At 64.0% G+C, this 11,895-nt stretch carries 12 protein-coding genes, 4 tRNA genes and 1 pseudogene; 7 read left to right on the top strand and 10 right to left on the bottom strand.

From position 1 onward, the window contains the following. Positions 1-91: 91 nt before the first annotated feature. From dusB to AB0366_RS02520, 4 genes are all read right to left on the bottom strand, one after another. A complete protein-coding gene (dusB, locus tag AB0366_RS02535; protein WP_366242576.1) occupies positions 92-1,231 on the bottom strand; it encodes a tRNA dihydrouridine synthase DusB in 1,140 nt (379 codons plus the stop codon). Positions 1,232-1,325: 94 nt separating this feature from the next. Next, positions 1,326-2,282 (bottom strand): acyl-ACP desaturase, encoded by a 957-nt coding sequence (locus AB0366_RS02530; protein ID WP_068283329.1) that lies wholly within the window; start codon positions 2,280-2,282, stop codon positions 1,326-1,328. Between the two features lie 271 nt (positions 2,283-2,553). After that, positions 2,554-2,629, bottom strand: a tRNA-Lys gene (locus AB0366_RS02525). Between the two features lie 67 nt (positions 2,630-2,696). Beyond that, entirely contained in the window at positions 2,697-3,950 is a 1,254-nt protein-coding gene (locus AB0366_RS02520; RefSeq protein WP_366242575.1) for a lipase family protein, read from the bottom strand. Between the two features lie 665 nt (positions 3,951-4,615). Between AB0366_RS02520 and AB0366_RS02515 the strand changes: the two genes are divergently transcribed. The 6 genes from AB0366_RS02515 (at position 4,616) to AB0366_RS02490 (ending at position 6,808) form a co-directional block, all read left to right on the top strand. After that, positions 4,616-5,284 carry a TetR/AcrR family transcriptional regulator gene (locus tag AB0366_RS02515; protein ID WP_121870772.1) on the top strand — a complete coding sequence of 223 codons (669 nt, stop codon included), beginning with the start codon at positions 4,616-4,618 and terminating at the stop codon, positions 5,282-5,284. A gap of 79 nt (positions 5,285-5,363) precedes the next feature. Then, positions 5,364-5,436: transfer RNA gene (locus AB0366_RS02510), tRNA-Glu, on the top strand. A gap of 124 nt (positions 5,437-5,560) precedes the next feature. Continuing rightward, a tRNA-Asp gene (locus AB0366_RS02505) sits at positions 5,561-5,634 on the top strand. Positions 5,635-5,690: 56 nt separating this feature from the next. Then, positions 5,691-5,767: transfer RNA gene (locus AB0366_RS02500), tRNA-Phe, on the top strand. An 84-nt stretch (positions 5,768-5,851) separates the two neighbouring features. Then, a complete protein-coding gene (locus AB0366_RS02495) occupies positions 5,852-6,421 on the top strand; it encodes a DUF6584 family protein (protein WP_366242574.1) in 570 nt (189 codons plus the stop codon). A gap of 84 nt (positions 6,422-6,505) precedes the next feature. After that, positions 6,506-6,808 carry a hypothetical protein gene (locus AB0366_RS02490; RefSeq protein ID WP_220709110.1) on the top strand — a complete coding sequence of 101 codons (303 nt, stop codon included), beginning with the start codon at positions 6,506-6,508 and terminating at the stop codon, positions 6,806-6,808. 30 nt (positions 6,809-6,838) lie between these two features. Here AB0366_RS02490 and AB0366_RS02485 read toward each other — a convergent pair whose 3' ends face one another. Then, on the bottom strand, positions 6,839-7,138 hold the full coding sequence (locus AB0366_RS02485) for an ANTAR domain-containing protein (protein ID WP_366242573.1): 300 nt from the start codon (positions 7,136-7,138) through the stop codon (positions 6,839-6,841). 90 nt (positions 7,139-7,228) lie between these two features. Beyond that, positions 7,229-7,813: a helix-turn-helix domain-containing protein gene (locus tag AB0366_RS02480; protein WP_121870769.1), complete on the bottom strand. Its 585-nt coding sequence runs from the start codon at positions 7,811-7,813 to the stop codon at positions 7,229-7,231. A gap of 135 nt (positions 7,814-7,948) precedes the next feature. Here AB0366_RS02480 and AB0366_RS02475 point away from each other — a divergent pair. Further along, a pseudogene (locus tag AB0366_RS02475) lies at positions 7,949-9,030 on the top strand (hypothetical protein). On the opposite strand, the gene AB0366_RS02470 reads toward AB0366_RS02475, so the two are convergent. From AB0366_RS02470 to AB0366_RS02455, 4 genes are all read right to left on the bottom strand, one after another. After that, entirely contained in the window at positions 8,957-9,907 is a 951-nt protein-coding gene (locus tag AB0366_RS02470) for a pseudouridine synthase (protein ID WP_366242572.1), read from the bottom strand. The pseudogene AB0366_RS02475 and the gene AB0366_RS02470 sit on opposite strands and share 74 nt — an antisense overlap. Positions 9,908-9,997: 90 nt before the next feature. After that, on the bottom strand, positions 9,998-10,993 hold the full coding sequence (locus AB0366_RS02465; RefSeq protein ID WP_366242571.1) for an NADP-dependent oxidoreductase: 996 nt from the start codon (positions 10,991-10,993) through the stop codon (positions 9,998-10,000). Positions 10,994-11,003: 10 nt separating this feature from the next. Further along, positions 11,004-11,429, bottom strand: coding sequence for an organic hydroperoxide resistance protein (locus AB0366_RS02460; RefSeq protein ID WP_027495882.1), 426 nt, complete (start codon positions 11,427-11,429; stop codon positions 11,004-11,006). After that, complete coding sequence (locus AB0366_RS02455; RefSeq protein WP_121870766.1) at positions 11,426-11,884, bottom strand: MarR family winged helix-turn-helix transcriptional regulator; 459 nt, start codon at positions 11,882-11,884, stop codon at positions 11,426-11,428. Before AB0366_RS02455 ends, AB0366_RS02460 begins: the two co-directional genes overlap by 4 nt. Positions 11,885-11,895: the final 11 nt, after the last annotated feature.

The following is an 11,895-nucleotide window of genomic DNA, read 5'->3' as shown; positions in this document are numbered from 1 at the left end:
GCACGCGCCGTCAACTCGGCAATCCCAGCCATAGTACTGACTCGAGCGGCATGGTCCACTCGTGCGAGGTGGGCGGCTGGTCAGCTGCGAATCAGCCGCCGGAATGCATCAGGTCGGCACCGGCGGGGACGCAGACGTCCTCCGGATCGTCGAGCCAACCGTCGGGCAGCGACACCGCGCCCGGCGAGCCCTGCCGACCACGGGGGCCTTCGGCGTCCTTGGGAAACGGAACGGTCGGATCGAGCTGCGCCAGAAGGTCGTCCAGTTCGGCGAGAGTGGACACCAACGCCATCGAGACCCGCAGGTCCGATCCCGCCGGAAAGCCGCGGAGGTACCACGACACGTGCTTGCGCAGCTCACGCAGACCCTTGCTCTCGCCGTGATGCTGAGCGAGCAGCTCGGCATGCCGAGCGATGATGGTGGCCACCTCGCCGAGGGTGGGTGGAGTGGGCTCGGGCCTGCCGTTCAGTCGGGCACTGAGCTCTGCGAACAGCCAGGGCCGACCGAGGCAACCACGCCCGACGACGACGCCGTCGCACCCGGTCTCCGCCATCATGCGGACCGCGTCGGACGCCGAGAAGATGTCACCGTTGCCCAGCACCGGGATGCCGGAGACATGTTCCTTGAGTCGAGCGATCTCGTTCCAGTCGGCGGTGCCGGAGTAACGCTGCGAGGCAGTTCTGGCGTGCAACGCCACTGCTGCCGCGCCCTCGTCGGCGGCGATCCGACCTGCATCGAGATGAGTGTGGTGGTTCTCGTCGATGCCGACGCGGAACTTGACGGTGACGGGAATGTCGGTGCCCTCGGTCGCCTTGACGGCAGCAGCGACGATGCGGCCGAACAGGTTCCGCTTGTAGGGCAGCGCGGCACCGCCGCCCTTTCGGGTGACCTTCGGAACCGGGCAGCCGAAGTTCATGTCTATGTGGTCGGCCAGATCGTCGTCGACGATCATCTTCGCCGCGGCGTACGTGGTGTCCGGATCGACGGTGTAGAGCTGCAGTGACCGCGGGGTTTCGGTGGGGCCGAAGGTCGTCATGTGCATCGTGGCCGGCTGCCGTTCGACGAGCGCGCGTGCTGTGACCATCTCGCACACGTACAGGCCCGAGGTGCTGCCTGCCCGCTCCAACTCCTGCTCCCTGCACAGGGTGCGGAACGCCACATTGGTGACGCCGGCCATCGGTGCGAGGACGACGGGGCTGCGCAACTCGAGTGAACCGATCTGCAATGTCATGGAACACAAGCCTTTGGAACGGAGGGAGAACTGTCAGGAGAAAAAAGGGTGCCCGGTACCGAGGTCGGTACCGGGCACACCAATCGATCCGAGCTTACGACGCGCGTGCTTCGGCCTTCGCGCGTTCGCGGGCGAGGGAGCGATCGCGCATCTCCTCGAACTTGGTGGCCTGACGTTCGAGGTCTTCGAGGAACGCGGCGAGTTCTTCGCGCTTGTTCTCACCGCGTGCGGTGAAGTCGTTGCGCTCGAAGACGCTCCACTTGCGCAGTACCGGCCAGACGACGTCCTCGAGGTGTTGACGCAGGTCGTAGATGCCGTGCTTGGCCATCAGCACACCGTTGCGGCGGAAGTTCGGCATCCCGGCACCGGGCATGACGAAGTTCGTCACGATGTCGGAGACCGCGTCGAGAGTCTGGTCGGGAGCGATGTCCATCGCTGCGCCGGTGATGTTGCGGTAGAAGATCATGTGCAGGTTCTCGTCGGCGGCGATGCGCTGGAGCATGCGGTCGGCGATCGGATCGTCGCAGACCTTGCCGGTGTTGCGGTGCGAGACGCGGGTGGCGAGCTCCTGGAAGGTCACGTAGGCGACCGAGTGCAGTAGGCCCGTCTGCGACCCTGCCGGCGAGGCGAACCCGTTGGTCATGTGGATCATGCGGGCTTCTTCGAGGGCGACGGGATCGACGCCGCGGGTGACGACGAGGTAGTCGCGCATGACGATGCCGTGGCGGTTCTCTTCGGCGGTCCAGCGACCGACCCAGGTTCCCCAGGCACCGTCCTGGGAGAAGTTCTCGGCGATCTCACGGTGGTAGGACGGCAGGTTGTCCTCGGTGAGCAGGTTGGTGATCATCGCGGCCTGTGCGACGTCGGAGAGTTTGGACTGCTCCGGGTCGTAGTCCTGACCGCCGAGTGCGGCGAAGTTACGGCCTTCGTCCCACGGAACGTAGTCGTGAGGGTGCCACTCCCGCGCCATCGAAATGTGACGGTTCACATTGTCCTCGGCAGTGGGCACCAGCTCTTGCAGAAGCTCGAGCTGTGTCAGATCCCTCGCCATTAGATCGCCTCCATAGATTGCGTACGACCGGTCCAGCTTACGGCACCGTAGGTTCGGTGTGAACCTCGTCGCGCCTGTTCACTTGCTGTTCCGGCGGTCGTGATGTTCGGTGTCGATCGGCGCGAAGTGCCCCCGGAGCGCCGATCTTCCGGCCGGCCTTCGCGAGTTCACGACCGCTGCAGTTCCCCCTGCACGTCGCTCGGTCTCGGCCGATCGTTACGTTCGAGTGTACGTTCCGGACAGGTGTGATCACTGTTACCCGGACGGTGTGTGGTGCCCCCAGTAGGACTCGAACCTACGACCTGCGGATTAAAAGTCCGTAGCTCTACCAACTGAGCTATAGGGGCGCGGGTCGAAAGTGTAATGGGCCGCGCAGCACCGACGGGCAGTACCCCCGGCACCGGTGCCGACCGGTCAGCGTCCGAAGCTGCTGCATCCTTGCGGCACCGGAATGCCGGCCAGCCGGTCGTCGATCCAGGCGTACGCGCCGGGAATGCCGCTGAAGGCAACGATCAGGTGCTCGCCGAGATACTCCTCGAGTCTGACGTTCGCACCCTGAGCGCACCATTCGTCGTAGAGGGTCTCGGCTCCTTGCCGAGGAATCCAGAACTCCTGTTGGCCCTGGTAGATCATGGTGGGGATGGTGGGCGCGAGGTCACCGCCGAGACGGGTCGCGGCGATGACACTCTCGGCGATCTCGGTGCGATCGACATTCGGGATGTCCGAGAGCGCCTGCGCCGGGATCGGGGCCACCACTCCACCGGGGGCGAGCAGGCTGACGCACATGTCCTTGGCGATCGTGGCCAGACGCAGTCCGTTGGCGTTCATGAGCGAGAACAGTTCGGGGTACTCGCGGGCCACCCCGAGTGCTGCGGACAGGAAGAGCGTCGACGCGGCCGTTCCGTTCATCGACGTCAGCAGAATCCGGTAATCAGTCGGTGGACCACCGAACGCCGCGCCGACCAGATTGACGTCGGGCGCGTACGTGGGGGCCAATTGTGCGGCCCATCCTGTGGCGATCGCCCCACCCGAGTACCCCGTCACGGCGATGGGAGACGACGCGGGCAAACCGAGCTCGGGCAGTCGGACCATGGCTCGGAGGGCGTCGAGCACCGCGTGCCCGGCCATGCGTCCGGCCGCGTAGGCCTGTCGTGGCCCCTCGTGGTCGGTGACGACGACGGCGTAGTTCTTGGCCAGGAAGGCCTGAACAGCGGGGATCTCCCGCGCGAGCCCGCGGGGGAGCAGCCAGGACGGCGCGCATGTGTTGCCGAGTGAGTTGATGGCCATGTTGTATGCGACGACGGGTCGGCTCCCGGCCCCGGTCCACGGTGCGACCGGCACGATCACGGTGGTGGCCGCAGCAACGGGGCGGTCCTTGGAATCGGTGGTGCGAAACAGGATCTGAGTCGAAGTGACCGGCGTGAACAGCGGTCCGACGGTCACCTGTCGGGTTGCCAGCACCGACCCGGGAGGTTGTTGTTCGTAGCCTGCGGGGGGATCGAACCAGGGCTCGCCCAGTGGGGTGGGTAGATAGAGTGCCGGGTCGGGGACGGGAGCGATGAAGTTGCCCAGGGGGTCTGCAACCGCCGTGCCGGTTGTCGACAGAGCGAGCACGGCCACCGCGAACAGAGTTGTGATGGAACGAAATGGGCGGATCGATACCTTCATGGCATTCACTCGTTTCCGATCGGCCGAACTCCCCATATGGTGCATGTCACAGTAAGTCAGCGCGGGCGTGAGCTCGGCGCTTGACCTTCGAACGTGTCGAAAACGTTACCGACCGGTCTTTCTCATATCGATTACCGTGCAATGGATTTGACCGATTGGTAGTAGCGGTACCTGCGTATTCGATTGGTGGGCAATAGATTTGAAATGCTAACGAGCAATGCGAAGCTTCCCGGGCTCGAGATCCCTTACCGTGAAATGTAATTCGGTTTTCAACCGAAATCGGTTGTAGGCCCGACGGCGGCATGGGCGATGCGTCGACCATTCGGTTCGCGAAACTCGGTTGTGCCTCGAATGTGCCCCGAATGCCGCCGAGGGAGAGTCGGTCGGGGTGTGATTCTGCGCAGGAAAGTTCTGAGTAGTGCTGCGTTGCCGACGGTTGTGGACCACGTCGAGAAGCGGCTCGAGTGCGCACCCCCTGCAGCGCACTCGAGCCGCGCAGATCATACCATCCGGCTTGTTTCGGTTGCCTAACCGATTTTTCTGTCGGGTGTGTGTGTCGAAGCGAACCGTAGGTGAGTCGACTCGCGTGTCGTTCGGGTGAAGTACTCTCTATCTGTACTACCTGCGGATACGCAGGGCGCTTGGGGCTCGGAGGCACGGAATAAATGGCACAACAAGAGCGCGCACGGCGGACCCGGGCTGCCATCGTGGAGGCGGCGGCGGCGGAATTCGCCAAGCGTGGATACGCAGCGGCATCCGTCAACACCATCTTGGAGGGCTCCAATGCCACCAAGGGTGCGATGTATTTCCACTTCCAGTCGAAGGAAGATCTGGCCCGAGCTGTGCTCGGGGCCGGACTGGATCGGTACGTCGCCATCACGGAGAAGTGGGCCGACACCACTGCACATCCGTTCTATGTCATCCGCGGGATCGTGGACGACATAGCGCAGAACTTCCAGAACGACGTGATCGTGCGTGCCGAGTTTCGGCTGATAGTCGAGCCGGAGTTCTACGCGGAAGTTCATTCGGGTGGCGGTCGAGTCTGGGGCGCTCAGGGGCACGCGCAGGCCGAGCGGGCGCTGGCGATGGGTGACCTGAAACCGGAGTTCGACGCGACCAAGTTCGTACGAGTGCTCGCCGCGTCGATGGCGGGTCAGCGGTACATGTCGGATCTGGTGGCAGACAACGCAGATCTGCGCGAGCGGTTCGAGGAGTCCGTCGAGGTCGTGCTGCTTGCGATGGCGTCGGAGCGTTGGCTCGCGGAATTCAAGTTGCACGGGTGGGAGCACTACGGCGAAAACTGCGCGAAAACCACCTCTGACCTGCCAGTTTGAGATTTACAACAAAAGTGTCCTAAGCTATCCCAGCTCCCAACGGAACGCCGTTGAGGGTAACGTCGAAGCAGTTCGGCGGGCCCCCTTCGTCTAGCGGCCTAGGACGCCGCCCTTTCAAGGCGGTAGCGCGGGTTCGAATCCCGTAGGGGGTACGTAGGAAGAGATCGGATTGACAATCCGGTCGGCAGTACAGCATTCTTCGTCTCGCTTCCTGCGAGATGCGGATTTGCAGTTCGGAGAGTTACTGCGCTAGAAATAGCGCGGCAACAACAGCAAGGCCCTGTGGCGCAGTTGGTTAGCGCGCCGCCCTGTCACGGCGGAGGTCGCGGGTTCGAGTCCCGTCAGGGTCGCAACATCGGTACGAAAGTACCGACATTGCGATGGCATTGTTTTACCGGTGCCGCCCGGCCAGGTAGCTCAGTTGGTACGAGCGTCCGCCTGAAAAGCGGAAGGTCGCCGGTTCGATCCCGGCCCTGGCCACCACGGTGTTGGATCGACAAGCACGATGAAAGCCCCTTCCGGTTGTCCGGCAGGGGCTTTTTCGTGTGCACGAGTTATTGTCGACGCGTGGACGTGATCGATCGAGCGCAGGAGGATCTGGCGCGCGGAGACAGCATCGCTGCTCGCGATCGACTGGTCGGCGCATTGGTTCGGAACCCGACGTCGCCCGGCATTCTCGAATTGCTCGCGTACACGTATCTGGTGCTCGGCGATCGTGCGGCGGCTGGAGCGGCATGGTTCCTCACCGACAAGTCCGATGACGATCCGACGGCGTCCGCTGCGTTCGCCGCACTGGAGAAGCAGTACAGGTCGCCTCTGATGATGGCGCGGGCCCTGCCCATCCACGCGCCCTCCGACTGGTATCCCACCCGCGCTCGGATACGGCTGGAACGGCTCGGAGCCGCGATAGAAGCCAACGGTCAGCAATGGGTGCCGCCGCGAGACGTCGTCTACTTCGACGAGGACGGGCTGAACTCGGACGACTTCTACGGCACGGACGGCGATCAGGACGACTCCGAGTACGACCGCACAGGGTCCAGCTACCGAACGGTGCGGCAGCGTGCGATCGCGGCGACCATTGTCATCGCCATTGCTGCCACCTCGGCATCTGTCGTCCTGGCGCTCGTCTTCGGGTGACCCCGGTTCACGGACGAAGCGTTCGGTGCCGAGCGTAGAGTCGCGAAAGAATTTACGGCCGACGATCGAGGGTGACGAGTTTTCATGGGCACAGCGAACGGCGCGGCGTCACCGGCTCCGCGAGACGACAACTATGCCGTCAACCTCGAGCAGGCGAGGGTGTTCGCGAGAGGACTGGCCGAACACATCGAGACGTGTTCGGCGTCCATCGAACAGGCACAGTCCAAGGCGTTTCGTGCTCGCGCGGATCGCGCCGAATCCCGGGCCCGAGCGTTCGAGTCCGAGGCGTCGAAGCTCCGGACCGAGCTCTACGAAATGTACCGACACATCGATGCGATGACGGCGCGATTTCCGGAGCTACGCAGCGATCCATCCGTTCGCGGCTAGCTTCCCGGTTCGATCGGATCGCTGGTTCGATCAGATCGCTGCGGAATCGGTGACCAAGCCGAAGGTCGTCTCTGCGCCTCGACGGCCGAGTGCCGAGCCCCATACCTCGTACACCGCATCGGTGGCCGAGGATCGCTCGATATCGCGGCCCTCCGCGACGGTGATGAGCGTGCGAGAGAGCTCGAACAGACTGACCCGGTGATTTCTCGCGGTCGTGAACAGCTCGTCGATGGCGTCGGCAACGGATCCACCGTGGATCCCGACGAGCACTCCGGTTGCGATGTCCACGTGAGTGCGAGATGCAGGCGATTCGGGCAGTCTGTCGGTCATCTTTTTCCTCGAGATGTTGTGGTCGGTGCGGATGACCGAAGCGGATCCTGGCGTCGAGCGGGCTTCACTGTCTCACACGGACATGACATTTCATACCGTCGGTTTTGCCCGCACGTGCATCCGCTCGCCCTGGGGTCCGAACAGGCTCAGAAGCTCCACCGGCCGGTTGCCGACGGCACCGAACCAGTGCGGCACACGAGTGTCGAATTCGGCTGCCTCACCGGCCTTCATCGTCAGATCGTGCTCGCCGAGAATCAGGCGGAGGGTGCCGTCGAGGACGTAGAACCACTCGTACCCCTCGTGGGTCCTGGGCCGCGGCTCCGAGCTTTCCGGGCGGATCAGGAGCTTGTACGCCTGCAGGCCGCCCGGACGCAGCGTCAGGGGAAGGATCGTCACGTTTTCGCGAACGGTGGCCGTGGTGCGCACCCGAGGGTCCGCCACGGGCGGCGCGGTCACCAGATCGTCGAGTTTCATCTGATGGGCCCGAGCGATGGGCCACAGCAGTTCGAGGCTGGGCTTGCGGTCACCGGACTCGAGTCGCGACAGTGTGCTGATCGAAATTCCCGTGGTGTCCGACAGCGATGCCAGTGTCGTGTTCTTCTCCATCCTGATGCGCTTGAGGCGGGGGCCGAGGCCAGCGATGACCTCGTCCAGGCCGGTGTTCGACTCTTCCATGACACCATTGCAGTTTCGGCAATCAGATTTGTCAACCCAGGAAACTTCAGACCTGCGAAAACGGCCCCCGGTCGACGGCAGGCGGCACATACTCGATCGATGACCGGTCGTCCGGGGACCACATATCGCAGTGGCATGATTCGCGATGCCTACGGAAGCCCCGCATCCGAGGCATTCATGGTCGTCGCCATCGCGACCATTCTGATCACCAGGGCTTACCTGGAGTTGACCCACTATCCCCAGGTAGGCGGCAAGTCGCTCCACATCGCTCATGCCCTGTACGGCGGCGCGGCGATGATGTTCGCGCTGCTGATCGGGTGGATGTTCATCGGGTTCGGCGTTCGGGTGTTCACCGTGCTGCTCGGCGGGATCGGATTCGGGCTTTTCCTCGACGAAGTCGGCAAATTCGTCACCAAGGACAACGACTATTTCTACGGACCCTCGTCGGAGATCATGTACGTCCTGGTGGTCCTGCTGTTGGTGTTCAGCAGGATCGTCCGGGAGTTCCGCCGGCCCTCGGTCGACGAATCGCTGGCCAACGCGGCTGCGATCGCCGCCGACGGCGTCGCGCACGGCCTCCCCGAGCATCGACGCGAATGGGCGCTACGGATGGTCACGCGGGCCGAGGCCGAGGGCGCCGACGCGGACACCGTGGCCGGAATCAGACTGTTGCTCGGTCGCTGCCGTCTGTCGACGTCGCGGACCCACTCGCTGCGCAACTTCGTTCCCCGTTTGATTCCCGCGTTCTTCACCAGTCCCCGGTGGATTCCCGTCGTCGGCTGGGGGTTGGTTCTGCTCTCCGGGGCCGGGGTGGTGTTCGGAATCGTCGAACTCGTCCTCGGGGACCTGCACATCGATCGGCGCGACCTGACGATCGACATCGATGGAATGGGGATTGCCAGCGGGATCCTGTTCGTCAGTGCCTGCCTCACCTTCGCCACGGCGCTGCCGGCGATGCTGTGGTTACGCGCTGGAGGACCACTCTGGCCCCGCGCACCCTCCGAGTGTCCGCGTTGATCTTCACGCTGCTCAACGCCCTCGTGGACTTCGCTCAGGAAGGATTCGCCGCGCTGGTGAACGTTGCGATCGGACTGTTCGCGCTCGCAGTCATCTCGCATCGCATCACGGTGCGCACAGCCGAGCTCATGGAGAACTCTGTTGTGCTGCAGGTGGATCGAGACTCCGATTGCTCTCGAACCGTCGAACCAGGCCGCTGAGCGGATCGACGAATTCGATCGAACGCGCCAGCAAGCGAAGCGGGTCGGAGTAGTCGTCGTCGGCGACATCGCGGAACGAGGGGTAGAAATTGTCGCCGACGATGGGAATTCCCAACGAGCACAGATGAACCCGCAGTTGATGCGTCTTGCCGGTTCGCGGATGCAATCGGTACAGGCCGTGGGCCCCGAGCGTGTCGACGAGCTCGACGCGTGTTTCCGCGTTGGGCTCGCCGGGTACCTCACGGGCCTGAAGTACGCCGCGCTCCTTGATGATTCGGCTGCGTACCGTCAGCGGGAGATCGAGATCGGGAGTGGAGCCCGCGGAACGACCCGTAATATCGGCCGCGAGAGGGGCAATCGCGTCGTACTGCTTGGTGATCGTACGTTGAGCGAAGAGCTCCTGGTACGGCCGGCGAGCCTGCGCCCTGACGGTGAACACCAGTACCCCGGCGGTGAGTCGGTCCAGGCGATGCGCTGGACTCAGCTCGGGCAGGTCGAATCGGCGCCTCAGCAGAACGAGTGCAGACCGCGCGACGTAGGCACCGCGTGGGGTGGTGGCCAGAAAGTGCGGCTTGTCTACGACGAGCAGGTTCTCGTCGCGATGAAGGACGTCGAGGGAGAACGGCACCGTCGGCTCCACGGGTGGGTCGCGGTAGAGGTAGATGTCCGCTCGCGGTTTCGCGACCGTCGTCGAATCGACGGGTACGCCTGCCGCGTCGACGATCTCGCCGCCGTCGACCTTCTCGGTCAGCCTGGCCGCGTCCTGAGGAAACCGGGCGCACAGGTACTCGAGCACCGTCGCTCCGGTCGCGATGTCGGGCATCCGCACCCGAGTGGGGTCGAGACCGTCGCGCAACGGCAAGGGAGCGGCGGGCATGTACCGACTGTAATCGGTGGGGCATGGAAACACCCCGGTCGGAAATTTCCGACCGGGGTGTGGACTGCGGTAGAACCGTTCGGGTCCGACTCAGATGGTGACGACCATCTTGCCGGTGTTCTCGCCCTTCATCAGTCCGATGAACGCCGAGGGAGCGTTGTCGAGACCGTCGACGACCGTTTCGTCGAATTCGATTGCGCCGCTGGCGAGCCACTGGGTCATCTTGGTGCGGAACTCCTCGGTGAGGTGCGCGTAGGAGCCGACGATGAAGCCCTTGAGCGTCAGTTCCTTGCCGATGGCCAGGGCGAGGTTGCGCGGTGCGGGAGTCGGCTCGGTGGAGTTGTACTGAGCGATGGCTCCGCACATGGCAATTCGGCCGTGCTTGTTCATCGACCCGATGGCGGCCTCGAGATGTTCGCCGCCGACGTTGTCGAAGTACACGTCGATGCCGTCCGGTGCTGCCTGTCGCAGCTGCTCGGCAACAGGGCCGTCGTGGTAATCGAACGCCGCGTCGAAGCCGAGCTCGAGCAAGCGAGCAACTTTGGCGGGGGAGCCCGCACTGCCGATCACCCGGGATGCGCCGAGCGCCTTGGCGATCTGCCCGACGAGCGACCCGACTGCGCCGGCAGCGCCGGACACGAACACGACGTCACCTTCCTTGAACGACGCAACGTCGGTCAGGCCGGCGTATGCCGTCGTGCCGGTCATTCCGAGCGCGCCCAGGTACGCCGAGGCCTTGGCTGCGCCGAGATCGACCTTGCTCGCACCCTTGGCCGGGACGATGGCGAGATCTCGCCACCCCTGGCCGTGTACGACCGCGTCGCCGACAGCGAAACCCTCGGCCTTGGATTCGATGATCTCGCCGACGGCACCGCCGTCGAGCGGTGCGTCGATCCGGAACGGCGGGACGTACGACTTCACGTCGTTCATCCGGCCGCGCATGTACGGATCGACCGACATCACGATGTTGCGGACGAGGATCTGCCCGTCGGCGAGTTCGGGAAGGTCGACGACCTCCGCACGAAAGTTGTCTTCCGTCGGCCAGCCTTCTGGGCGGGACGCGAGGTGAATTTCGTGTGCCTTCAATGTATTTCCCTTACTCGTCTTCGGTGACTGTGACGGTGACGTCGATGTTGCCGCGGGTGGCGTTGGAGTACGGGCACACCTGGTGGGCCTTGTCGGCCAGAGCCTGGGCGTTCTCGCGACTCAGATTCGGCAACGTCACCTCGAGGGTGACGGCGAGCTGGAAGCCGCCCGCGTCGTTGGGGCCGATGTCGACACGAGCGCCGACGGCCGAATCGGTCACGTCGGCCTTGTCCTGACGTGCCACCATCTGCAGTGCGGAGTGGAAGCATGCGGCGTAGCCGGCGGCGAAGAGCTGCTCGGGGTTGGTGCCGTTGCCGCTGCCGCCCATGGCCTCCGGGATGGCGAGGTCGAGATCGAGCCGTCCGTCGGAAGTGCGGGCGTGGCCGTTTCGGCCTTCACCGGTAGCAAGTGCTTCGGCGGTGTAGATGGTCTTCATGATTCTCCTTCTGTCGTGCTCGAATCGGTGTGATGCAAAGCGCTCGTCAATGCGTCGAGCGACTCTTTGAGCTTGACGAGATCGTCGACGTTCATTCCGGTCTTCTCGGCCAGCTTGCGTGGAATGTCGAGTGCCTTTGCGCGCATGGCACTTCCGGTCTCGGTGAGGTGGATCTCGACGCGGCGTTCGTCGGTGCTCAGGCGTCGGCGCTCGATGAAACCGAGACCTTCGAGCCGCTTGAGCATCGGCGACAGAGTGCCGGTGTCGAGATCGAGTTCGGCGCAGATGTCCTTGACGCCGCGCCCGTCCTGTTCCCACAGCACCAGCAGTACGAGGTACTGCGGGTATGTGACACCGAGCTCGTCGAGCATCGGGCGATACACCGCGGTGGTAGCCCGCGATGCGGAGTACAGCGCGAAGCACACCTGACGGTCGAGTGCGAGTTCGTTGGTCACTCCAAGAACAG

The organism is Rhodococcus sp. NPDC076796, from assembly GCF_040702765.1.
Lineage (GTDB): Bacteria > Actinomycetota > Actinomycetes > Mycobacteriales > Mycobacteriaceae > Rhodococcoides.
The sequence above is the reverse complement of the archived record's forward strand: the minus strand, read 5'-3'. Positions and strand labels throughout refer to the sequence as shown.

What these genes read in the sequence shown, in the direction of transcription:
- AB0366_RS02460 (WP_027495882.1), bottom strand. Translation starts at nt 11,429, where the DNA reads ATGAAGACCATCTACACCGCCGAAGCACTTGCTACCGGTGAAGGCCGA.
- AB0366_RS02520 (WP_366242575.1), bottom strand. Translation starts at nt 3,950, where the DNA reads ATGAAGGTATCGATCCGCCCATTTCGTTCCATCACAACTCTGTTCGCG.
- AB0366_RS02515 (WP_121870772.1), top strand. Translation starts at nt 4,616, where the DNA reads ATGGCACAACAAGAGCGCGCACGGCGGACCCGGGCTGCCATCGTGGAG.
- AB0366_RS02470 (WP_366242572.1), bottom strand. Translation starts at nt 9,907, where the DNA reads ATGCCCGCCGCTCCCTTGCCGTTGCGCGACGGTCTCGACCCCACTCGG.
- AB0366_RS02480 (WP_121870769.1), bottom strand. Translation starts at nt 7,813, where the DNA reads ATGGAAGAGTCGAACACCGGCCTGGACGAGGTCATCGCTGGCCTCGGC.
- AB0366_RS02530 (WP_068283329.1), bottom strand. Translation starts at nt 2,282, where the DNA reads ATGGCGAGGGATCTGACACAGCTCGAGCTTCTGCAAGAGCTGGTGCCC.
- dusB (WP_366242576.1), bottom strand. Translation starts at nt 1,231, where the DNA reads ATGACATTGCAGATCGGTTCACTCGAGTTGCGCAGCCCCGTCGTCCTC.
- AB0366_RS02490 (WP_220709110.1), top strand. Translation starts at nt 6,506, where the DNA reads ATGGGCACAGCGAACGGCGCGGCGTCACCGGCTCCGCGAGACGACAAC.
- AB0366_RS02485 (WP_366242573.1), bottom strand. Translation starts at nt 7,138, where the DNA reads ATGACCGACAGACTGCCCGAATCGCCTGCATCTCGCACTCACGTGGAC.